At 65.9% G+C, this 22219-nt stretch carries 20 protein-coding genes; 18 read left to right on the plus strand and 2 right to left on the minus strand.

The window, feature by feature from the left end; translation table 11 throughout:
• Positions 1-182 precede the first annotated feature (182 nt).
• The 6 genes from pbpG (at position 183) to Q8Q80_RS14965 (ending at position 8211) form a co-directional block, all read left to right on the plus strand.
• Positions 183-1079, plus strand: a complete 897-nt coding sequence (pbpG, locus tag Q8Q80_RS14940; RefSeq protein WP_305633668.1) for a D-alanyl-D-alanine endopeptidase — start codon at positions 183-185, stop codon at positions 1077-1079.
• Between the two features lie 5 nt (positions 1080-1084).
• Complete coding sequence (locus Q8Q80_RS14945; protein WP_305633669.1) at positions 1085-1846, plus strand: (Fe-S)-binding protein; 762 nt, start codon at positions 1085-1087, stop codon at positions 1844-1846.
• 7 nt (positions 1847-1853) lie between these two features.
• Positions 1854-3272 (plus strand): LutB/LldF family L-lactate oxidation iron-sulfur protein, encoded by a 1419-nt coding sequence (locus Q8Q80_RS14950; protein ID WP_305633670.1) that lies wholly within the window; start codon positions 1854-1856, stop codon positions 3270-3272.
• A complete protein-coding gene (locus Q8Q80_RS14955; RefSeq protein ID WP_305633671.1) occupies positions 3269-3919 on the plus strand; it encodes a lactate utilization protein C in 651 nt (216 codons plus the stop codon). Before Q8Q80_RS14950 ends, Q8Q80_RS14955 begins: the two co-directional genes overlap by 4 nt.
• Before the next feature lie 164 nt (positions 3920-4083).
• The gene (locus tag Q8Q80_RS14960) at positions 4084-6189 is read left to right on the plus strand and encodes a TonB-dependent siderophore receptor (protein ID WP_305633672.1); all 2106 of its coding nucleotides are present in this window, start codon (positions 4084-4086) and stop codon (positions 6187-6189) included.
• A 75-nt stretch (positions 6190-6264) separates the two neighbouring features.
• Positions 6265-8211, plus strand: coding sequence for an ATP-binding protein (locus tag Q8Q80_RS14965; RefSeq protein ID WP_305633673.1), 1947 nt, complete (start codon positions 6265-6267; stop codon positions 8209-8211).
• Positions 8212-8238: 27 nt separating this feature from the next.
• Here Q8Q80_RS14965 and Q8Q80_RS14970 read toward each other — a convergent pair whose 3' ends face one another.
• Positions 8239-8898, minus strand: coding sequence for a response regulator transcription factor (locus tag Q8Q80_RS14970; RefSeq protein WP_305633674.1), 660 nt, complete (start codon positions 8896-8898; stop codon positions 8239-8241).
• 91 nt (positions 8899-8989) lie between these two features.
• On the opposite strand from Q8Q80_RS14970, the gene Q8Q80_RS14975 reads away from it, so the two are divergent.
• From Q8Q80_RS14975 to moaE, 11 genes are all read left to right on the plus strand, one after another.
• A complete protein-coding gene (locus Q8Q80_RS14975) occupies positions 8990-9361 on the plus strand; it encodes a sirohydrochlorin chelatase (RefSeq protein WP_305633675.1) in 372 nt (123 codons plus the stop codon).
• A gap of 97 nt (positions 9362-9458) precedes the next feature.
• A complete protein-coding gene (locus Q8Q80_RS14980; RefSeq protein ID WP_305633676.1) occupies positions 9459-10364 on the plus strand; it encodes a response regulator in 906 nt (301 codons plus the stop codon).
• Complete coding sequence (locus Q8Q80_RS14985; protein WP_305633677.1) at positions 10361-11536, plus strand: PP2C family protein-serine/threonine phosphatase; 1176 nt, start codon at positions 10361-10363, stop codon at positions 11534-11536. Before Q8Q80_RS14980 ends, Q8Q80_RS14985 begins: the two co-directional genes overlap by 4 nt.
• Positions 11537-11639: 103 nt before the next feature.
• Complete coding sequence (locus tag Q8Q80_RS14990; RefSeq protein WP_305633678.1) at positions 11640-12221, plus strand: ANTAR domain-containing response regulator; 582 nt, start codon at positions 11640-11642, stop codon at positions 12219-12221.
• Between the two features lie 385 nt (positions 12222-12606).
• Positions 12607-13908, plus strand: a complete 1302-nt coding sequence (locus tag Q8Q80_RS14995; RefSeq protein WP_305633679.1) for a CmpA/NrtA family ABC transporter substrate-binding protein — start codon at positions 12607-12609, stop codon at positions 13906-13908.
• A gap of 53 nt (positions 13909-13961) precedes the next feature.
• Complete coding sequence (gene ntrB, locus Q8Q80_RS15000) at positions 13962-14885, plus strand: nitrate ABC transporter permease (RefSeq protein WP_305633680.1); 924 nt, start codon at positions 13962-13964, stop codon at positions 14883-14885.
• A gap of 22 nt (positions 14886-14907) precedes the next feature.
• Positions 14908-15702, plus strand: a complete 795-nt coding sequence (locus Q8Q80_RS15005; RefSeq protein WP_305633681.1) for an ABC transporter ATP-binding protein — start codon at positions 14908-14910, stop codon at positions 15700-15702.
• A gap of 398 nt (positions 15703-16100) precedes the next feature.
• Positions 16101-16595 carry a molybdopterin-guanine dinucleotide biosynthesis protein B gene (mobB, locus tag Q8Q80_RS15010; RefSeq protein ID WP_305633687.1) on the plus strand — a complete coding sequence of 165 codons (495 nt, stop codon included), beginning with the start codon at positions 16101-16103 and terminating at the stop codon, positions 16593-16595.
• Positions 16592-17809: a gephyrin-like molybdotransferase Glp gene (gene glp, locus Q8Q80_RS15015; protein ID WP_305633682.1), complete on the plus strand. Its 1218-nt coding sequence runs from the start codon at positions 16592-16594 to the stop codon at positions 17807-17809. Before mobB ends, glp begins: the two co-directional genes overlap by 4 nt.
• Before the next feature lie 3 nt (positions 17810-17812).
• Positions 17813-18076, plus strand: a complete 264-nt coding sequence (gene moaD / locus Q8Q80_RS15020) for a molybdopterin converting factor subunit 1 (RefSeq protein WP_305633683.1) — start codon at positions 17813-17815, stop codon at positions 18074-18076.
• 13 nt (positions 18077-18089) lie between these two features.
• Positions 18090-18539, plus strand: coding sequence for a molybdopterin synthase catalytic subunit MoaE (moaE, locus tag Q8Q80_RS15025; RefSeq protein ID WP_305633684.1), 450 nt, complete (start codon positions 18090-18092; stop codon positions 18537-18539).
• Here moaE and Q8Q80_RS15030 read toward each other — a convergent pair whose 3' ends face one another.
• Entirely contained in the window at positions 18540-20684 is a 2145-nt protein-coding gene (locus tag Q8Q80_RS15030) for a 4Fe-4S binding protein (protein WP_305633685.1), read from the minus strand.
• A gap of 185 nt (positions 20685-20869) precedes the next feature.
• Between Q8Q80_RS15030 and Q8Q80_RS15035 the strand changes: the two genes are divergently transcribed.
• Complete coding sequence (locus Q8Q80_RS15035; RefSeq protein WP_305633686.1) at positions 20870-21703, plus strand: tetratricopeptide repeat protein; 834 nt, start codon at positions 20870-20872, stop codon at positions 21701-21703.
• The last annotated feature ends 516 nt before the right edge of the window (positions 21704-22219 follow it).

Genomic DNA, 22219 nt, shown 5'->3' on the forward strand with positions numbered 1-22219 from the left:
CAATGTGTTCCGACGGAGTTTTTTTTGCCCCTGCGGATTAATGCCATTTTCATCAGAAACAAGGGCATACTTAAAAAAGTTGTTGAAAATCCCGGTCTAACCTAGTATTTTTACGGCATAAATGGTGCGGCAGGGCGTGCGCGCCCGGTTTCCAGCAAAGGGAGAACCCTCTGAGACAGTTGATGCGGGTAGTGGTGGCGGGCCTGGTTTTTGCCGGCTGTGCCGCGATTGCGCAGGCAGAGCAAGCTGTTCCGAAAGCGGAAACCGGGGCCAAGGCCGGCGACTATCCGCTGGACCCGGCTTTTGCCGCGCGGGCCAGGCATCTCAATCTCAAGTCTTCGTCCGTGCTGGTCGTCGAGCAGGACAAGGGGCGGCTGCTTTACGCCAAAAACACCCAGGCTGTGGTGCCGATCGCGTCGATCACCAAGCTGATGACGGCGATGGTCGCGCTCGACGCGCGCCCGGCGCTGGACGAGGTGCTCGTCGTGTCGGAAGAGGACATCGACCAGCTCAAGGGCACGCGCTCGCGTCTGGCCATCGGCACGCGCCTGACGCGCGAGGAAATGCTGCACCTTGCACTGATGTCGTCGGAGAACCGCGCCTCGTCTGCACTGTCGCGCCACTACCCGGGCGGTCAGCGCGCGTTCATCGCCGCCATGAACCAGAAGGCGATCGAGCTGGGGCTGGCCGATACGCGTTTCTTCGACAGTACCGGCCTCGACCCGCACAACGTGTCGTCGGCGCGCGATCTGGCCAGGATGGTCGCTGCATCGTCCACCTATCCGCTGATCCGCGAGTTCTCGACCACGCGCGACGGTTCGTTCGCGGTCAAGGGCAAAACGCTGCACTTCAATAATACCAATGCGCTGGTTTCGAGTTCCGACTGGGAAATCGCGCTGCAGAAGACCGGTTTCACCAACGAAGCCGGCAAGTGCCTGGTCATGCAGGCCTGGCTGAACCAGAAGCCTGTGGTCATCGTGCTGCTCGACTCCTGGGGACGCCTGACCCGCATTGGTGACGCCAACCGCATCCGCCGCTGGGTCGAACACCTGGCGCTTCAGGGTGCCGGCGCGGGCTGAAAGCCATGATCAAGCCGCCTCCCGGCAGCCGGGGCGAAGTCGGCCTGTTCGTTACCTGCCTGGTGGATCTGATGCGCCCGTCGATCGCATTCGCGGCGCTGAAGCTGATCGAAGCGGCCGGCTATACGCCGGTCGTGCCGGACACCCAGACCTGTTGCGGACAGCCCGGACACAACGCGGGCGACGCACGCAGCGCACGCGCGCTGGCGCAGAAGCTGATTGCCGAGTTCGAACGTTTCCCCTGCATCGTCGCGCCATCCGGCTCCTGTGCCGGCATGATCCGTGCGCACTACCCGCACCTGTTCGATGACGACGAGGGCTGGCGCGCTCGCGCCGAGGCGCTCGCCGCAAAGACTTTCGAACTGACGCAGTTCCTGGCCGATGTGGCGGGCGTGACCGAAGTGCCGGGCGACTTCGTCGGTGCCGTCACCTATCACGACAGTTGCGCCGGGCTGCGCGAACTGGGCGTCAAGCGCCAGCCGCGCGCGCTGCTCGACCGCATGCCCGGCGTCGAACAGCGGCCGTTGAACGAGTGTGAGGAGTGCTGTGGCTTCGGTGGCCTGTTTTCGGTCAAGTACCCGGATATTTCCGGTGCCATCGCGCAGCGCAAGTGCGACAACATCCGCGCTTCCGGCGCCGGCACCGTGGCGCTGGGCGATCTGGGCTGCATGATGAATATCGAAGGACGGTTGCGCCGCAACGGTGACGAGGGCACGCAGGTGATCCACATCGCCGAGCTGCTGGCCGGCCGGCTCGACCCGGACTGACGCGGCAATGGAAATCCGCTCCATGCATTTCGTGTCGCGCGTGCGCCAGCGGCTCGACGACACCGAGTTGCAGCGCAACCTGCAGCGCACGCGCGGCCGCAACGCCGCGGCGCGGCTGGCGTCGCTTGCGAGCCTTGACGATTTCGATGCGGTGCGCGAGCGCGCCACCGAAATCCGGGCGTCGGTGCTGCGCGATCTCGACGTCTGGCTGGAACGCTTCGAGGCGGAAGCGACGCGCCGCGGCGCCACCGTGCTGTGGGCGCGCGACGGCGACGAGGCCTGCCGGCTGGTGATCGACATTGCGCGCCGGCACGACGTGAAAACCGTCGTCAAGGCCAAGTCCATGGTGTCGGAAGAGGCCGGGCTGAACGCCGCACTCGAAGCCGCCGGCATCCGTCCGGTCGAGACAGACCTGGGCGAGTACATCCTGCAGATCAACGACAACGAACCGCCGTCGCACATCATCATGCCGGTGATCCACAAGTCGAAGGAGCAGGTGTCCGAACTGTTCGCGCGCGTGCATGGCACGGCGGCGAAGACCGATATCGTCGAACTCACGCGCGAGGCGCGCGAAAAGCTGCGGCCGGAATTCCTGGGCGCCGAAATGGGCATTTCGGGCGGCAACTTCCTGATTGCCGAAACCGGGTCGGTCGCCATCGTCACCAACGAAGGCAACGGCCGGATGTGCACCACGATGCCGCGCGTGCATGTCGCGCTGACCGGCATCGAAAAGGTGATCCCGACGCTGGACGATCTGGCGACGCTGCTGCGCATCCTGCCGCGCTCGGCCACCGGGCAGGCGATCTCCAACTATGTGTCGCTGCTGACCGGACCGAAGCACGAGGGTGACGCCGACGGACCGGAGCACATGTATTTCGTGCTGGTCGACGGCGGCCGCGCCGATCTGATCGGCGGCGACTTCGAGCCGATGCTGCGCTGCATACGCTGCGGCGCCTGCATGAATCACTGCCCGGTGTATCAGACCATCGGTGGTCATTCTTACGGCTGGGTCTATCCCGGGCCGATGGGGTCGGTGCTGACGCCGCTCTACCAGGGGCTCGAGAAGGCGAAGGATCTGCCGCAGGCGGCCACGCTGTGCAACCAGTGCGGCGTGGTGTGTCCGGTGTCGATTCCGCTGCCCGACCTGATGCGCAAGCTGCGCGAGAAGCAGGTCGACGCCGGCCTGCGGCCGTGGAGCGAGCGGCTGTCGATGCGCCTGTGGGCCTGGGTGGCGCAGCGCCCGAAGCTGTATGCGCGCGGCGTGCGCTTTGCCGTGCGCTATCTGCGCTGGCTGGCCGACGGTCGTGACCGCATCCAGGCCATGGGCGTCGCCCCGGGCTGGACCGCCGAGCGCGACTTTCCGGCACCCGCGGCACAGAGCTTCCGCGACCAGTACGCAGCGCGCCAGCGCAGGGCCGGGCGATGAGCAGCGCGCGCGACGACATCCTCGGGCGGTTGCGCCAGCGCATCGGCCGCGAGCCGGCCGGCGCCCCGGCGGCGCACGCGCGTGTCGAGCAGGTGATTGCAGCCTCGCAGGCCGGGCCGCGACCGTCGTACGACGGCGATCTGGCGGCGCGCTTCATCGAGCGGGCCAAAGCGCTGATTTCCACCGTGGATGAATGTGCCGCGCCGGCCGATGTGCCTGCGCGCTGCGCCCACTGGCTGATCGGGCAGGGGCTGGGCCGTCAGGTCGTCGTGTCCCCCGCGCTGGCCGGGCTGGACTGGGCAACCAGCGGTCTGGACGTGCGCATCGGTGCGGCGGGCGGTGACGATCCGGTCGGCGTCACCGGCTGCTTTCGCGCCATCGCGGAAACCGGCACGCTGATGCTGTGTTCCGGCGCGCAGTCGCCGGCGGTCAACAGCCTGCTGCCGCAGACGCATATCGCCGTGGTGCCGCGCGAACACATCGTGGCCGACATGGAAGCCGCATTTGCCGTCGCGCGCGATGCATTCGAACGCTGGCCGCGTGCCCTCAACTTCGTGTCCGGCCCGTCGCGCACGGCCGACATCGAACAGACCATCGTGCTCGGCGCGCACGGACCGTACCGGGTGCATCTGCTCATCGTGGGGTGACTGGCGGAGCCGGGCATGCGCCGAACGGGCGCTTTGAAGGATAATCGCAGCTTTTTGCCACCCGGCGAGGTCGTGGTGGTCAACCGGAGTCTTCCTGAAGTGAGTCTTCCGAATCGCCTCCGTTGCCAGTGCATGCCCCGTCCGGCGCAGCGGAGCGCACGCAATTGAAGCGTTTTTGCATGCGCCCGCTGGTCGCGCCACTGGTCTGCGGCGTCGTCCTGATCGCGCAGCCTGCTGGGGCCGCCGAGCAGCCGGAAGCGCCGCACCTCGATGACCTGCCGGTCGTGTTGTCGATGACCCGCATGCCGCAGCGCATCGATGATGCACCGGGTTCGGTCACGCTGATCACGCGCGAGGACATCGAACGTCTCGGCTATCGCCGTCTGACCCAGGTGCTGCGCCTGGTACCCGGCATGAACGTGATCAGCGACACCGGGCACTCACCGGCGGTTTTCTATCACGGTCTGGGATCACTGAATCCGAACCGCATGCAGGTGCTGATCGACGGTCGTTCGGTCTATTCGCCTTATCTGTTCGGTTATGTCGATTGGGATGCGCTGCCGCTGACGATGGAAGAGATCGAAAGCATCGAGGTGGTCCGTGGCTCGAATGCCACGACCTATGGCTCGAACGCCGTGGCGGGCGTGGTCAACATCGTCACGCGCAGCAGCCAGGACGGTCCGCGTTCCAGCATTTCGGTCAGTCGCGGCAATCGCGATGTGTCCGATGCGTCGATGCGTCTGCGGCATAGTTTCGGGCCGCTGAGCATCGCGCTCAATGCCCGCACCATGGGCGATGCCGGGTTCGAAGATCGTCATGACGACGCGCGGCTGAACTCGATGACCTTCCGCGCCGACCTGACCCTGAACAGCTCGGACGAAATCAGTCTGACTGCGGGGCAGAACAAGAGCCGTCGCGAACTGGGTTACCCCTATGGCGTGACCGGCAATGGCGCAAACGAGAACGGCTTCCGGGAATCGCTTACCGACAACCGTTTCATGCATCTGCGCTTCCGGCGGCTGGTGACGGCAGACAACGAGTGGGCGGTCAGTTACTACCGCAACGAGGACCGTGGGCGCGAAGAGTGGTTCGGCGAAGCGGCCGACGTGGTCAATCAGGGATTGATCGATGAGGGTTATCCCTTTTTTTCCATCGGTCCGCTGCAGCTGCCCATCGACTACAACCGGTCGGCCACCCGGCAGAACATCGACTTCCAGCACAGCTTCGTTCCGGCGCAGGACTGGCGGGTAGCCTGGGGCACCGAACTGCGCCACGAAGAGTTGAAGTCGAAACGCATGTTCTTCCAGACCGGGAGCGAATCCGACGGTTTCGTGCGCGTGTCGGCGAATGTCGAATGGCGGCCGAACGAACGCTGGACCCTGAACGCCGGCAACATGATCGAGCGATTCCGCGATCGCAGCCCACAGGCATCGCCGCGCCTGTTCGCGACCTGGCATGCGACGCCTGAACACGCCCTGAAGGCGGGCGTAAGCCGAGCCTTTCGCCATCCGGCGCTGATCGAAACCCGCGGTGATTCCCGCTTCATCTTCCCGGAAGTGGCTGCGGCGCTGACCGCGCTTCACCCGGTCGCGGGGCCGCTGCTGGCGGCCGGCTTCAAGCAAGGGCGATCGCGGCGCACCTATGTCGGCACCGCCTCGCTGCAGCCGGAGCGACTGGATTCGGTGGAACTGGGCTATGTCGGCCAGTTCGGCGCCTCGACGCTCGAAGTGCGTGCCTTTCACGAACGCTTCAACCACTTGATCACCGAAGCGCGCTACCGCGACAGCGACTACCTCGAAACCGGCGTGACCTTCATCGAAGGCGACGCGGTGACCATACAGGGCATCGAATACCAATATCGCTATCGCGGTGACGGGCGTGAAATCTGGTTTTCGCAGGCCATTCCGCGCATCCGCTCGGACGCCACGTGCGATCCGCGGCGCGTCTGCTATCGCGATACGGTGCCGTCGTCGACCTGGTCGCTGACCTGGTTCGAGTCGCTGCCGCGCGACTGGTCGGTTTCGGCCACGTTGCACGGCGTCAATTCCGCCCGCTGGTTCAGCGGCAGCGAACGGGTCGACAGCTATCAGACGCTGGATGCGCGGATCGCCAAGAAATTTCGCAGCGGTGACACCTTGTGGGAAGCCGCACTTGCGGTGACCGACATCGGGCCGCGCTACGAAACCTTCAACGATGACCAGGGTAGCCGCACCCCATTCAATGCGGTCGGTCGCCAGGCTCGGCTGACGCTGCGCACCAGCTGGTACTGAACACGGGCCTGCAACCGGCTTCGCGTATCATGAGCGCGGTAAATTTCCGCGCTCGGCGCGTGTGGGGGACACAGGTTGCGGAGTCGTTTCGGACTCGGTCGGCTCGGCTTTCGCAGCCGGGTTCTGGTCGCCGCCCTGCTGCCCTCGGTGGCCATTGCGCTCGCACTGGCCATCCATTTCACCAGTACGCGCATCGACGACATCGAACAGTCGCTGATCGACCGCGCTGCGCTGCTGACCGGCAGCCTCGCGCCCGCCTCCGAATACGGCCTGTTCGTCGGCAATCTCGACCTCCTGCAGTCGCTGGCCGATTCGATGATGCGCGAGCGAGGCGTCGATGGTGTACTGATCGTCGATCGCGACCAGCTCGTTCTGGCGCGCGCAGGGCACGTCAGCGATCCGCCTGTAGACACCACGCGCGGTCTCGCCCGGACCGCGCTCCTGCAGAGCAGTGAACACTTCCACCAGTTCGCCGCGCCGGTGTTTTCGGCCCAGGGGCCATCGGATCTGCCGTTCGACGATCAACTGGCGCCATCCGGGCCGTTGCGCCTCGGTACAGTGGTGGTTCAGGTGTCGCGTTTCGGCAGCGCGCAGGCGCGCCGCGAACTGATCGACAGCGCCGTCCTGATCACCGCCGGTGGCCTGCTGCTGGCCGGTCTGTTCGCCCGCTTCCTGTCCGACGGCGTCACCGCACCGGTGCGTGCGCTGGCCGAAACCGTGCAACGCATCGAGAAAGGCGATTTTTCGGTGCGTGCGCGGAGCGGCGCGCGCGGCATCCTGCAGGTGCTCGAAGACGGCATCAACCGCATGGCGGTTTCGTTGCAGACGGCACGCGCCGGGCTGGAGGAGCGGGTACATGACGCCACCGCCCAGTTGCAGCAGCAGAAGGAGGTGGCCGAGCAGGCCAGCCGCGCCAAGACGCAGTTCGTCGATGCGCTGCTGCATGACCTCAGCCAGCCGCTGATGGCCATGGGGCTGGACATCCGCACGCTGAAGCTGCGGCTGCGCGACGACGAAAGCGCAGGTCTGCTGTCGCGGCTGGAACGTTCGTCGCTGAAGCTGGAAAACATGCGCGACGTGCTGCTCGATGTCGCGCGGCTGGAATCCGGGGCCACCCAGCCTCGTCTGACCGACTTTCCGCTCATCCGGGTGTTCGACAGCCTGCGCGTCACCTTCGAAGCGCAGGCGGCAGAGAAGGGCCTGCGCTTCGAGCTGCATCCGACGCGGACGTGGTGTCGTTCCGACCCGCTGCTGCTTGAACGGGTGCTGGCCAATCTGGTGTCGAATGCGCTGCGCTACACCGCGCGCGGCACGGTGTTCGCCGGCGTGCGCATGCTCGACGACGGCCGCCTGCGCATCGAGGTGCGTGACAGCGGTCAGGGCATTCCGGCCGATCGCATCGACGACGTATTCGAGGAATTCGTGCGTCTGCCCGGCGCCGACCCGGGCGCGGGCGGGCGTGGCATGGGGCTGGGGCTGACCATCGTGAAGCGGCTGTGTGCCTTGCTCGGGCATGAAGTAAAGGTGCGCTCGCGCCCCGGCCGCGGTTCAACCTTCAGCGTCGTGTTGCCGCGTGTGCGCGCCCTCGTGCAGGCACCGGTGGCCGAGCCACTGCACGGGTTGGCGAGGCTGGCCGGATGCCGGGTGGCGCTGATCGATGACGATGCCGCGGTGCTGCAGTCGCTGCAGTCCTTGCTCAGTTCGGTCGGCATCGATGTGATTGCCGGCACCTCGGCCGATTTCGTGCTGCGTCAGCTCAGGCAGGCCGGCGCACCGGCCTTCATCATCAGCGATTACCAGCTGGGCGAGGGGCTCGACGGCCTGAATGCCGTGCTCACGCTGCGGCGCGAGCTGGGCAACGACATTCCGGCGCTGGTGATGACCGGGCTGGCGGCCACGCGCGAGCTTGAAATCGAACTGGAAGGGCATGGCATCCCGCTGGTCGCCAAACCGGTGCGCCCGGTCGTGCTCGATGCAGTGATCGGCGGCATGCTGGACGCGGCCGAAGATACCGGCTCCTGACCGGCCGCGTGCAGGGCGCTGTCGGGTTCAATCCCTGGCCGGACGGCGCGGCAGCTTCACGCCCATTTTCGACAGTGCAAATAACGCCTGTGTGCGGTTGCGAACGTCGAGCAGGCGCAGGATGGCTGAAATATGCGTCTTGCAGGTGCCGTCGGAAATGCCCAGTTCGCGGCAGATGAGCTTGTTCGGCAGACCTTCGATCATCAGCGTCAGCACTTCGATCTGACGCGGCGTCATGCCGATGTCCCCCAGATCCTGGATATGCGCCTGCGGCAGATGATCGACGCCGTGGTTGTCCAGCACCTGCTGCGGCACATAGATGCCGCCCTTCATCACGAGCTGCAGCGCGCTGACCAGTATCGCCGTATTCGAGCTTTTGGAAATGAAACCCATGGCGCCCTGGTCGATGGCGCGCGTGATGGTGTCGCGGTCGTCCTGAGCCGAAATCACCACCACCGGCACGTCCGGAAACTCCTGCCGCAGTTCGGTGAGCAGGGAGATACCCCCGGCGTCCGGCAGATTGAGGTCCAGCAGTACCAGATCGGGCCGCAACCCGCTGCGCAGCATGGACAATGCGCGGGAAGCAAGCAGTGCGCACCGGATGTCCGGCTCGCTGTCCATGCCTGTCAGTACGCTGCGCAGCCCTTCCACAACCAGGGGCTGGTCTTCGATGATCATGACCTGCATGCACAGTCCCGCCGCAATGAGATGGCGCGAGTGTACCCGCGGCGCATCACCGATGCTTGATCGTAAGCATATAAATTGAAAGGGATTAACCTTGAATCATGGCTTGATACTGTTCGGACACGGCTCGCGCGATCCGGAATGGGCGCGCCCGCTGCGCGAGGTGGCGGCGCGTCTGTCCGGTACGCCGTCGGCGCCGCGCGTCGAACTCGCCTTCCTCGAATTCCTAGAACCCACGCTCGACCAGGCCTGCGACCGGCTGGTCGCGGAGGGCGTGACGCGCATTGCCGTGGTGCCGATGTTCATCGCACAAAGCGGGCATGTGCGGCGTGACCTGCCGGCTCAGGTCGAGGCAGCACGCGTGCGCCATCCGTCGCTGCTGATCGAACTGGCCACGGCGGTGGGCGAGGACGCGCGGGTGCAGCAGGTGATGGCCGACGTGGCGCTGGCCGCCCTGACCGGCTGACGGGTTCAAGACTGGGCGCGACTGGCCGTTAGCACTGCCAGAGGTCGGGTGCCATCAGGTTTGACGGGCTTCCGGCTGCAGACTTCCGGAGCCTTGCATGCCCAGTGTGTCAGCGAAAGTACGTGTACTCGTCGTCGACGACGAACCCTTCAACCTGGAGATCATCCGGGAATATCTGGACGCACCCGGATTCGAGCTGACCATGGCTCACGACGGTATTGAAGCATGGGCGTTGCTCGAGGACGTCGAACGCGAATTCGACCTGCTGGTGCTGGACCGCATGATGCCGCGCCTCGACGGCATGGAGGTGCTGCGCCGCGTGCAGCGCACGCCGCGTCTCAGGGGCCTGCCGGTCATCATGCAGACGGCCGCCGCCACACCGGACCAGGTACGCGAAGGCCTCGAAGCCGGTGCGCGCTATTACCTCACCAAACCGTACGAGCCGGATGCGCTGCTTGCCATCATCAAGTCGGCGCTCGACGAAGCGCGCCGCACGCGCGAAATCCAGCTGCAGGTCGACGACATGCGCCGCGCGATGTGCGCAGTCACCCGTGCCGAGTTCGAATTTGCCACGCTGCAGCAGGCGACCGAGCTGTCGACGCTGGCGTCGCTGGCTGCGCCGCAGCCGGACAATATCGTGATGGGCCTGAGCGAGCTGCTGATCAACGCGGTCGAACACGGCAATCTGGGCATCACGTATGCCGAAAAATCGCGCCTGCGCATGGAAGACCGCTGGCAGGAGGAGGTCGAACGCCGGCTGCAGCTGCCGCAGAACGCGGGCAAACGGGCGCGCCTGACGGTCGAACGGTCGGCAACGGAAGTGCGCTTCACGGTCAGCGATGAAGGTCGGGGTTTCGACTACACGCGCTATCTCGACTTCGATCCGGAGCGCGCCTTCGATCCGAATGGCCGCGGCATCGCGATGGCGCGCCAGCTCTCCTTCACGCGACTCGACTACATCGGCTCCGGCAATGTGGTCAGCGCAGCGGTCGACGTGCAATGAGCCATTCGCAAGTCAATGCTGACGACCTGACCTTGCTGGTCGATCCGCAGCCGGTGCGACCGATGACGGTGCTGGTGGTTGACGACACCCTGATCGGCCGCGCGACCGTCAGTGCGCTCGTGCGGCGGCTCGGCTATCGCTGCATCGAGGCATCGGATGGCGCCGCCGCGCTGCAGGCCTTTCGCAGCGTGCGCCCCGACATCGTGCTGATGGACGTCGTCATGCCCGGCATGGACGGCCTGCAGGCCACGCGGGAACTGCGTCGCCTGTGTGCCGGCATCTGGCTGCCCATCCTGCTGCTGTCGGCGCGTTCCGACGACGAAGACATGATTGCCGGTCTGGAGGCGGGGGCCGACGACTACCTGAGCAAGCCGATCCGGCGTGCGGTCCTCGCGGCCAAGCTCGCTGCCTGCGCGCGTCAGCTGGCACTGCAGGCCGACATGAACAATTACCGCGCCGAGCAGGAAGCCGAAACCGAATTCGCGCGTGGCGTCATCGAGCGCCAGGTGCAGGGCAAGGCGGTCAGCGATCCGCGAGTACGTTATTCGGTGACCCCCACAACGCAGTTTTCCGGCGACATCGTTGCGGTGTCGCGGTCTCCGTCTGGTGCGCTGTACGTGCTGCTGGCCGATGCCACAGGTCATGGGCTGGCAGCAGCGATCAGCGTGCTGCCGGTGCTTCAGGTTTTTTTCGGCATGGCGGCCAAGAACCTGTCGCTCGGCCTGATGGCCGGCGAAATCAACCGCCATCTGATGTCTTCATTGCCGGTCGGCCGCTTTGTCGCCGCCAGCATGGTCAGGCTGGGTGAAGGCTTCGGCGAGCTGTGGGTCGGCGGCACGCCGGAGGTGCTTTGGCTGGATCGCAGCGGCGCAGTCAATGAACGTTTCGCGTCGGCCAATCTGCCGCTGGGCATCGACGCCGACGACGCGGTCGATGTGCCGCCGCGCCATTTCCGCTGGACGCCGGGCGACCAGCTCGTGCTGTGCTCCGACGGACTGCTCGAAGCCCATGCGCCATCCGGCGAGGCATTTGGCAGCGCGCGGCTCGAACGGCTGCTGTACGACAGCCCGCCCGCGCAACGCCACGATGCGGTGCGCCGCGCACTCGACGTGCATCTCGACGGGGCATCGGCGCACGACGATGTATCGCTGCTGGTGATCGATCTGTACTGATACGTGCCGACGACGGCGTGCCACCGTGGCTGCGCGCCAGAGGGCGCCGCGGTGGCACAGCGATTGCATGCGCCTGCGCACAATGACTTCCAATCGTCGCGCAATGGCTGTCCTCAATGTTCTGGTGGTCGATGAATCGCGCAAGCGTGCGGCGGAAATCTGTGCCGGGCTCGCCTGCGCCGGTTATCAGGTCGCCGCCGTGCTGTCGAGCGCCTACGACCTGCACCTCAAGGTCGAAGAGCTCAAACCCGACGTCATCCTGATCCAGACCGATTCGCCCTCGCGCGACACGCTGGAACACATGGCCGCGATGGACCGCGAAATGCCGCGTCCGGTCATCGTGTTCGCCAACGAATCCGACAGCAAGACCATCCGTCGGGCCATGAAGGCCGGCGTGTCGGCCTATGTGGTCGACGGGCTGGAAGCCAAGCGCATCAAGCCCATCATCGATGTCGCCCTGGCGCAGTTCGAGCAACATCAGGAACTGCGGCGCGCGCGCGACGAGGCGCGGCAGAAGCTGTCCGACCGCATCACCATCGATCGTGCCAAGGGTGTGCTGATGAAGCTGCGCGGCATCGAGGAAGACGCTGCGTACCACACGCTGCGCAAGCTGGCGATGGAGCGCGGCAAGACCATTGCCGCCGTGTCCGAAGACCTGCTCGCGACCGCCCGCCTGCTCGGTTGACCCTGCGTCGGTCGCATCTGCCGCTGCGCCCGCAGCCGGCGCTCCCCGGTTCTGCTTGTTGTCTTCGCCTGCGCCGAACACCGCTGTTCGTCGTGGTGCGTGTTGTCGGGCTGTTGCACCGCACAAGTGCGGTCCGAGGATTCGGGCCGACGCAGCGTTCGGCTAGATGTTCTAAAAACCCTTGAAAATCAGCTGCATGGAGACGGCTCCATCCACTGGCACGCCGCATGCTAAGAGCTGTTCAAGGCGCAACAACGACGTTGCGGCCAGCGAGGCGCGAAAGCCTCCGACAGGGACAGGGGCGTCCATCCGGCTCGGCTTTCACCGCTGCGGATGTACGCCCTTTTTCATTCTGGAATCGAAACATGAACCCACGGAGAACACGATGGCTGACCATCCGAAACAGGCAGACAGCGCGCAGGCCCCAGGCATCATCGAAACGGCAGACACGCGCCGCAGCTTCCTCAGGCAGGGCGTCGCACTCGGCGCAGGAGCAGCACTCATGAGCATGGTGCCGCCCGGCGTGCGTTCGGGAGCGTGGGCTGCCGGCTCCGACGCGCCCGAGAAGAAGGAAGTGCGCATCGGCTTCATTCCGCTGACCGATTGTTCCAGCGTCGTCATGGCGGCGGTTGAGAAGTTCGACGAGAAGTACGGCATCAAGATCATCCCGTCCAAGGAAGCATCGTGGGCGGCGGTGCGCGACAAGCTGGTCAACGGCGAGCTCGATGCAGCACACGTGCTGTATGGCCTGGTGTACGGCGTGCATCTGGGCATCGGCGGTCCGAAGAAGGACATGGCCGTGCTGATGAGCCTGAACAACAACGGCCAGGCCATCACGCTTGCCAACAAGCTGAAGGATCAGGGCGTCACCGATGGCACCAGCCTGAAGAAGCTGCTCACCAGCAAGCCGGGCGACTACACGTTCGCGCAGACCTTCCCGACCGGCACGCACGCCATGTGGTTGTACTACTGGCTGGCCGCGCACGGCATCAACCCGATGAAGGATGTCAAGGTCATCACGGTGCCGCCGCCGCAGATGGTCGCCAACATGCGCGTCGGCAACATGGACGGCTTCTGCGTCGGCGAGCCGTGGAACAACCGCGCCATCATCGACAAGATCGGCTTTACCGCCGTCACCACGCAGGACATCTGGACCGATCACCCGGAAAAGGTGCTCGGCACTACTGCCGACTGGGTCAGCAAGTACCCGAACACAGCGCGCGCCATGACGGCTGCCGTCCTCGAAGCAGGCAAGTGGATCGACGCTTCGCTGGCGAACCGCCGCAAGACAGCCGAAGTCGTGGCAACCAAGTCGTACATCAACACCGACATGGACGTCATCCTCGAACGCATGCTGGGTCGCTATTCGAACGGCCTGGGCAAGAGCTGGGACGACAAGAACGCGATGAAATTCTTCAACGATGGCGCGGTGAACTTCCCTTATCTGTCGGACGGCATGTGGTTCCTGACCCAGCACAAGCGCTGGGGCCTGTTGAAAAGCGACCCGGACTATCTGGCGGTCGCCAAGGCGATCAATCGCATCGACATCTACAAGCAGGCCGCGACAGCCGCCGGCGCACCGCTGCCCAAGAGCGACATGCGATCGCACAAGCTGATCGATGGCGTCACCTGGGACGGCAAGGATCCGCAGAAGTATGCCGGCAGCTTCAAGGTCAACGCCGCGTGATGGTCCGGGCGCGGGTTTCGGCCCGCGCCCTCCGGTACTGAAAGGAGTCAATCATGAGTGCAGCAATCATTGCCAGTGACAAGGTCGTCTCGATGACGTCCGGTTCCGCCGCCACGCCGGTGCGCGCCGCGAGCGAAGCCGTGCCAGTCGCGCCCCCTGTCGTTGCGGCAGCGCCGCGCGAGCCGCGTACACCCGTGTCCGAAATCCTGCTGGGCATTTTCAAGGCGGTGTTTCCGCCGATCGCCGGCATGGTGCTGCTGATCGTCGTGTGGGCGCTGCTCGCTGGCACCGGTGGCAGCATTCCCGGGCCGCTGCCGGTGTGGGAAGCCGCCAAGGTGCTGTTTGCCGACCCGTTCTACAACAACGGGCCGAACGATCTGGGCATCGGCTGGAACGTGCTGTCGTCGCTGCAGCGCGTCGGCATCGGCTTCGGCTTCGCCGCCCTGGTCGGGATTCCGCTGGGTTTCATCATCGGCCGCTTCGCCTTCATGAATGCCATGCTCGACCCGATCATTTCGCTGCTGCGCCCGGTCAGCCCGCTGGCCTGGCTGCCGATCGGTCTGCTGGTGTTCAAGCAGGCCGATCCGGCCGCCACCTGGACCATCTTCATCTGTTCCATCTGGCCGATGATCATCAACACTGCGGTCGGCGTGCAGCGCGTGCCGCAGGACTACATGAACGTGGCGCGCGTGCTCGATCTGAGCGAGTGGAAGATCGTCACCAAAATCCTGTTCCCGTCGGTGCTGCCCTACATGCTGACCGGCATCCGCCTGTCCATCGGCACCGCCTGGCTGGTCATCGTCGCCGCCGAAATGCTGACCGGCGGCGTGGGCATCGGCTTCTGGGTGTGGGACGAATGGAACAACCTGAAGGTCGAGCACATCATCATCGCCATCTTCGTCATCGGCATCGTCGGCCTGCTGCTCGAACAGTTCCTGCTGCTGCTCGCCCGCCGCTTCTCGTACGGCAACAGCTGATCATCGACCCCAGGAGAATCCCATGAGCAAAGTCATCGTCAAGGTCGAGCACGCCGGCATGACCTTCGAAACCAAGAAGGGCAAGTTCGTCGCGTTGCGCGACATCGATCTCACCATTGCAGAAGGCGAATTCGTCACGCTGATCGGGCATTCGGGCTGCGGCAAGTCGACGCTGCTCAACCTGATCGCCGGGCTCACGCTGCCGAGCAGCGGCAACGTGTTCTGCGATGGTCGCGAAATAGCCGGCCCGGGCCCGGAACGCGCCGTGGTGTTCCAGAACCACTCGCTTTTGCCCTGGCTGACCTGTCGCGAGAACGTGCTGCTGGCGGTCGAACGCGTGTTCGGCAAGAAGGAGGGCAAGGGCAAGCTGAAGGCGCGTGCCGAGGCGGCGCTCGAAATGGTGCACATGGACCACGCGCTGGACAAACTGCCGCACGAGATATCCGGTGGCATGAAGCAGCGCGTCGGCATCGCGCGCGCCTTCGCGATGGAGCCGAAAATCCTGCTGATGGACGAGCCTTTCGGTGCGCTCGATGCACTGACCCGCGCCAGCCTGCAGGACGAGCTGAACGGTGTCATGGAAAAGACCGGTGCGACCGTCGTCATGGTGACGCACGACGTCGATGAGGCGGTGCTGCTGTCCGACCGCATCGTCATGATGACCAATGGCCCGGCCGCCACCATCGGCGAAATCCTCGAAGTGAAGCTGGCTCGCCCGCGCGACCGGCTGAAACTCGCGCACGACCACGACTTCGTCGAATACCGCGCCGCGCTGCTGGAGTTCCTGTATCAGAAGCAGGTGAAGAAGGCGGCCTGACCCGGTGAGTGTTGGGCATCGCTGCGCTCACCCCAACCTGCGGGGCGGGTGCGGCGTGCGGATGTTGGGCATCGCCTTCGGCTCACCCCAACCTACAACGGCTGACCTGGCGCGTGTTGGGCATCGCCTCTCGCTCACCCCAACCAACAACGGCGCGCGGAGTCCGTAGGTTGGGGTGAGCCGAAGGCGATGCCCAACGTCCCCGCTCCATCCCGCCCCCCCCCGCGAAGCTGCGCGACATCGTCGACGACGTGCGCGTCGAAGCTGCCCTCGCCTGCAAGGGCGAAGTGCCGGGTCAATCTGTGCCATTTGCGGCAACCCGTGATGGGCGAGGGGACTGCTGCGCGCGCTCGTGCGCCCTTGGGCGATAATCACGCTTTGTCTGCATGCCCGCCCCCATGAAAGTTTTCGGATTTGCCGGCTACAGCGGCTCCGGCAAGACCACGCTGATCGAACAGCTCATCCCGCACTTCGTGCTCGAGGGGCTGTGCGTGTCGCTGATCAAGCACGCCCATGCGGGTTTCGACATCGACCGCCCGGGCAAGGATTCCTTCCGCCTGCGCGAAGCCGGCTGCACCGAAGTGCTGCTCACGTCCAACAACCGCTGGGTGCTGATGCACGAACTGCGCGGCCGCGACGAACCGTCGCTCGATGAGCAGATCGCGGCGCTGAGCCCGTGCGACCTGGTGCTGGTGGAAGGTTTCAAGGCGTCGCCGATTCCCAAGCTGGAAGTCCATCGTCCGTCGCACGACCGGCCGCTGATGTATCCGGACAACCCGCACGTGGTCGCGGTCGCGACCGATGTGCCGATGGAACTTCCGTTGCCGCGGCTCGACCTGAACGATGTGGACGCCATCGCCGTCTTCATCCTCACGCACCAGGGGTTCCGATGAACGAAATGCTTACCCTCGACGCGGCACTCGCGCGCCTGCTCGATGCCGCGCGCCCGATCGGCGATACCGAAACGGTCAGCACCTTCCATGCGGCCGGTCGCGTGCTGGCGGCCGATCAGCGTTCGGCCATCACGGTGCCGCCGCACGACAACAGCAGCATGGATGGCTACGCGGTGCGCGTGGCCGACCTCGAATCGGTCGGCGACTGCCTGCCGGTCAGCCAGCGCATTCCGGCCGGACACGTCGGTGCGCCGCTGGCGCCGCACACCTGTGCGCGCATCTTCACCGGCGCGCCGGTGCCCGCGGGTGCCGACGCCATCGTGATGCAGGAGGCCACGCGCACCACGGATGCCGGCGTGTGCTTCGACGAGATACCGAAGACCGGCGCGTGGATACGCCGCGCCGGCGAAGACATCCGCAGCGGCGACACGGTGCTGGCGGCCGGTACCCGGCTGCGGGCGCAGGAAGTCGGCCTGGCCGCGTCGGTCGGGCTGGCCGATCTGCCGGTGGTGCGCCGGCCGCGCGTCGCGCTGTTTTCCACCGGCGACGAACTGGTCATGCCGGGCCAGCCACTGCCGCCCGGTGCCATCTACAACTCGAACCGCTACCTGCTGCGCGCGCTGTGCGAGGCGCTGGGCTGCGAAGTGCTCGATCTGGGCATCGTGCCGGACCGGCTCGATGCCACGCGCGCCGCGCTGCGCGAAGCGGCGGCGACCTGCGATGTCATCCTGACCAGCGGCGGCGTCGGCGTCGGCGAAGAAGACCACATCAAGCCCGCACTCGAAGCCGAAGGCGGGCTGGACAGCTGGAAGATCGCGATGAAGCCGGGCAAGCCGCTGGCGCACGGCCATGTGAAGCGCTCCGACGGCAGCACCGCCGACTTCCTGGGTCTGCCCGGCAATCCGGTGTCGAGCTTCGTCACCTTCCTGCTGCTGGTGCGCCCGTTCGTCCTGCGCCGCATGGGTGTGCCTGACGTGACGCCGCTGCCCTTCATGGTGCGCGCCGACTTCGACTGGCCGAAACCCGACCGCCGGCGCGAATTCCTGCGCGTGCGCCGCAACGCCACCGGCGGTCTGGAGTTGTTCGACAACCAGAGCTCCGGCGTACTGACCTCGACCGTATGGGGCGATGGCCTGGCCGACATCGCGGCCGGGCTGACGATTGCCCGGGGCGATGCCGTGCCTTTCCTGTCCTTCGAATCGCTGCTGTACTGAGCCATGACACACAAGACCATCAAAGTGCTGTATTTCGCCGCGCTGCGCGAAGCGCTCGGCACCCCGGGCGAAACGGTCGAACTGCCGGACGGCTGCACGACCCTGGCCAACGTGCGCTCGCTGATCGCCGGCCGCGGCGGCGACTGGGACAAACTGGCGCAGATGAAGAACCTGCGCGCGGCGATCAATCAGCGCATGGCCGATCCGGGCGCGACGGTGGCCGACGGCGACGAGGTCGCCTTCTTTCCGCCGGTCACCGGCGGTTGAGCGGGAGGCAAGCATGAGCGTAAGTGTCCGCGAAGCCGATTTCGATATCGGCGCCGAAATCGACGCGCTGCTGGCCGGCCGCACCGACGTTGGCGCGGTGGCCACCTTCACCGGTCTGGTGCGCGACATGAACGACGGTTCGGGCGTGCACGCGATGACGCTCGAGCACTATCCGGGCATGACCGAGGCGGCGCTGGAAGACATCGTCGTCGAGGCGAAGTCGCGCTGGGATATTCTCGCGGTGCGCGTGATCCATCGCGTCGGCCTGTTGCAGCCGGCCGACCGCATCGTGCTGGTCATCGTCGCAGGCAGCCACCGCGGCGAAGCCTTCGCGGCGTGCGAATTCATCATGGACTACCTGAAAACGCGCGCCCCGTTCTGGAAGCGCGAGGACACGCCCGACGGCAGCCGCTGGGTCGATGCGCGTGACACCGACGACAGCGCCGCCCGGCGCTGGGACTGATCAGGCGCCGCCTTCGAGCCTGACCGGCAGCGGAAAGGGCTTCACCGTGCGGCCCTTCTTCGCATACAGCAGCACCGGCGCGCAGCGCTTTTCGTCGGCGTGGATGCCGACGCAGTCGAGGCACTGGAAACAGTCGTCGTAACGGATGTCGCCGCTGCGCTCGATCGCGTCGTACTGGCAGCGGTGACGACAGGTCTGGCACGGCTTGCCGCACTCCACCCGCCGCGCCAGCCAGTCGACGCGGCGCAGTTTGCCACCGAGCGCCATCGCCGCGCCGAGCGGACACACATAGCGGCAGAAGAACTTGTAGCTGAATGCGCCGGCCAGCAGCAGGCCGACCGCCCATGCGACATAGGGCCAGGTGCGGTCGAATCCCACCGTGATGGCGGTCTTGAACGGCTCAACCTCGACCAGCCCTGTCGCCAGATCAGGCGCGACGCCTGCTGCCACCACCAGCACGAGCAGGATGACGTAGCGGCCGCGGTCGAGCACCCGCGCGAGCCGCGCGGGCAGGCGGATCTGCGGCACGCGCAGTTTCTGTGCCGCCATCGCGACGAATTCCTGCAGCGCGCCGAACGGGCACAGCCAGCCGCAGAAGGTGCCGCGGCCCCAGATGAAGAAACTCACCAGCGTGAAGGCGATGATGAGCAGCGACACCGGGTCGTACAGGAAGCTCTTCAGGCTCTGGCCGGCGACCAGCGTCTTGATCGCGCCGGTGATCTGCACGATGGACAGCTGGCCCTGCGCATACCAGCCGATGAACACCAGCGTGAACAGCAGGAAGGTGCTGCGGAAAAGCACCAGCCGGCGGGAATCCTTCGCCATCCACTGCGGTTTCGCCAGCACCACCGACAGCAGCACGAGCGCGGCGCCGATCAGCGCCAGATCCGGCCAGCGTCCCTGCCAGGCGATCAGCCATTCCGGCAGCGGCTTCGGTGGATAGATGAACAGCCGCTCGGGCAGCGCGTAGTCGAGCGCAACGGTCTGGTTGGTGATGCGCGGCAGCATGATGCCCTTGGCGCGGGTCAGCGTCAGCGTGACCTGAATGGGTTGTGCGGGATCGAGATTCGACGCCGCATAGACGCGGAACACCCCGGATGCATTGAACGCGGGTGCGCCGGGCGGCGCCGGATGCTCGAACACCAGATCGCGCATTTCCGCCGGATAGCCACCCTGGGTCAGCTGCAGCTTCGGGGGCGCGGTGCCGGGCACGAAGCTGTCGTCGAGCACCGCATCGCGGCCGGTGCTGGCGAACCACAGTGCATGCTGGCCCGGTTCGAGCTTTTTCATCAGATCGGTGTAGCGTGCGTCGCCGAGAACGGTCCGGCCGACGGTCGGCACATTCAGATAGGCAACGTACAGTTCGATCAGCGTGTCGCCCGGGCTGCGCAGCGCGTCCTCGTCGACGCCTTCGCCTTCGGTGCCGGCAAACAGCTTTTCGGCCTCGGCGTGCGTCACCCTCAGACGCCCGACCAAGCCGCGCTCGACCAGCGCCGCAAAGTCCAGCGCTTCATAGGCGTCGCTGCGCACCTCGGCGGGCGGGCCGCGTGTGCCGGGGTCGGCGAAACCCAGCTTTGCGCGCGCCACCGCCAGCCCGGCGGCCAGCGCGGTCTGGTTCACGATGCGCACCGACGCGGTGGCCTTGGTGACGCCGTCCAGCACCACGCGGTTGTCGGCAGCGCCGGTCTTCGTGTTGCCGTAGGCCGACGACACGGTGAAGTCCTGGCGCAGGTTCTTGCCGGCGTACTGGCGCACGAATTCGTTCAGTGGCGTTTCGCCCAGGCCGCTCAGGAACACCGGTTCGTGCTGTCGCAGCACCGATACGTCGATGAAGTTGCCCTTGCGGTCGATCGCCACCAGCAGGTTCATCGGCGTGCCTTCGAACCCCGGGATGGGCGCCAGATCGATCGACTCGAACACATAGCCGATCGGCCCGCCTTCCGGTTCCAGTTCGCTGGTGATCGGCCAGGCGGGAATGTCGGCCAGCTTCGGCTGCACATGCAGCGGCGGCGGAAAGCGCGCCGACAGCGCCTCCAGCGTCATGTCGCCAGCGAAGGCGGGCGTGCAGGACAACATAACGAGCAGCGCGCAGGCAAACGCCGCGGCCAGCACGAAGCGGATCGGATCGAACAGGGAGGACGTCATCGTGCGGCCGGGGGCAGGTCATGAAGCGATGGATCGCGACGCTAGCACACGTCGGCCGGATCGAAATCCGACGTCGAAGGGAAACTCCTTCGTGCGTCAAGCTGTCAAGCGAACATGACACTCCCGAAAACCGCTGCCGCATCCTGTCGGTACGGCCGGGCTGCCCACTGCGGAGAAACTGCATCATGACAATACAACGCTTCCGACCGCGCTTCCTGCTGCATGCCGCCGTGGCGCTCGGCCTGCTTCCGATGTCGGCGTTCGCACTGACCGAAGCGGATATCGATGAAGCCATCCGCAAGCCGTCCTGGGGTCTGTACAAGGGCTATGCCGAATTCAAGATGGCGCACTACGACGACGCCAAACGCATCTGGACCGTACTGGCCGAGCGCGGCAGCGGCGAAGCCTGGTTCAATCTGGGCATCCTGGCCGAAGATGGGCTGGGCGAGCCGCGTGACCCGCAGCAGGCGCGCCACCGTTACGAACAGGGGGCGCTGGCCGGCAGTCGCAACGCAGCGCTGCGCCTGGGCCTGCTGCTGCAGACCAGCAAGCTGGGCGCGCCCGACCCCGATGGCGCGCGGCGCTGGCTGAAGGTCGCTGCCGACGGCGGCGATCAGGAAGCGGTGACCCAGCTTGCTGCACTGTCGGGCGATGCGCCGGGTGGCAGTGCGGCCGATCGTGCGCTGGCCGACGCCCGGAAACTCGAAGCCGATGGCCGGCACGGCGATGCCGTGCTGCAGTACAGAACGCTGGCCGATGCGGGCGACACGCGCGGCGTGACCCGGCTGGCCTGGGCCTACGAATCGGGTCGCGGCGTGCCGCGCGATCTGGCCGAAGCGGCACGGCTGTTCCGCGTCGCCGCCGAAAAGGGTGAAGCCGAAGCGCAGTACGCGCTGTCGGTCATGCTCGAAACCGGCGCCGGCCAGTCGCGCAACAGCGACGAATCGCTGCGCTGGCTGCGCAGTTCGGCCGACCAGAAATACCCGCCCGCGGTCGAGGCGCTGCAGGCGCGCAAGTAGCGGCAGTGTGCGTTGCAGGCGCGGGGGGCTGTGCCTGTGCCTGCGAAAACCGCGACGGCTTCACGACTGGCGACGTTTTTCGTAGGAGCGGACCCTGTCCGCGATAAGCGCGTTGATCAAGCGACGTCGCCGTCTCGGAGACGGGAATCGCCTGCAGGGCAGGCTCCTACGAAAACCGCGATGGCTTCACGACTGGCGACGTTTTTCGTAGGAGCGGACCCTGTCCGCGATAAGTGCGTTGATCAAGCGACGTCGCCGTCTCGGAGACGGGAATCGCCTGCAGGGCAGGCTCCTACGAAAACCGCGAGGGCTTCACGACTGGCGGTGTTCTTCGTAGGAGCGGACCCTGTCCGCGATAAGCGCGTTGATCAAGCGACGTCGCCGTCTCGGAGACGGGAATCGCCTGCGGGGGCGGAGCGGGGGTTTCGGCGAGCACGGCTCGCCGCCCGTGGAGCCGGTCGGCCATGCAGGGCCGACCGTGGGACGGCTCCTGCGAAGACCGCGAGGGCTTCGCAG

It is taken from the genome of Methyloversatilis sp., from assembly GCF_030698125.1.
Lineage (GTDB): Bacteria > Pseudomonadota > Gammaproteobacteria > Burkholderiales > Rhodocyclaceae > Methyloversatilis.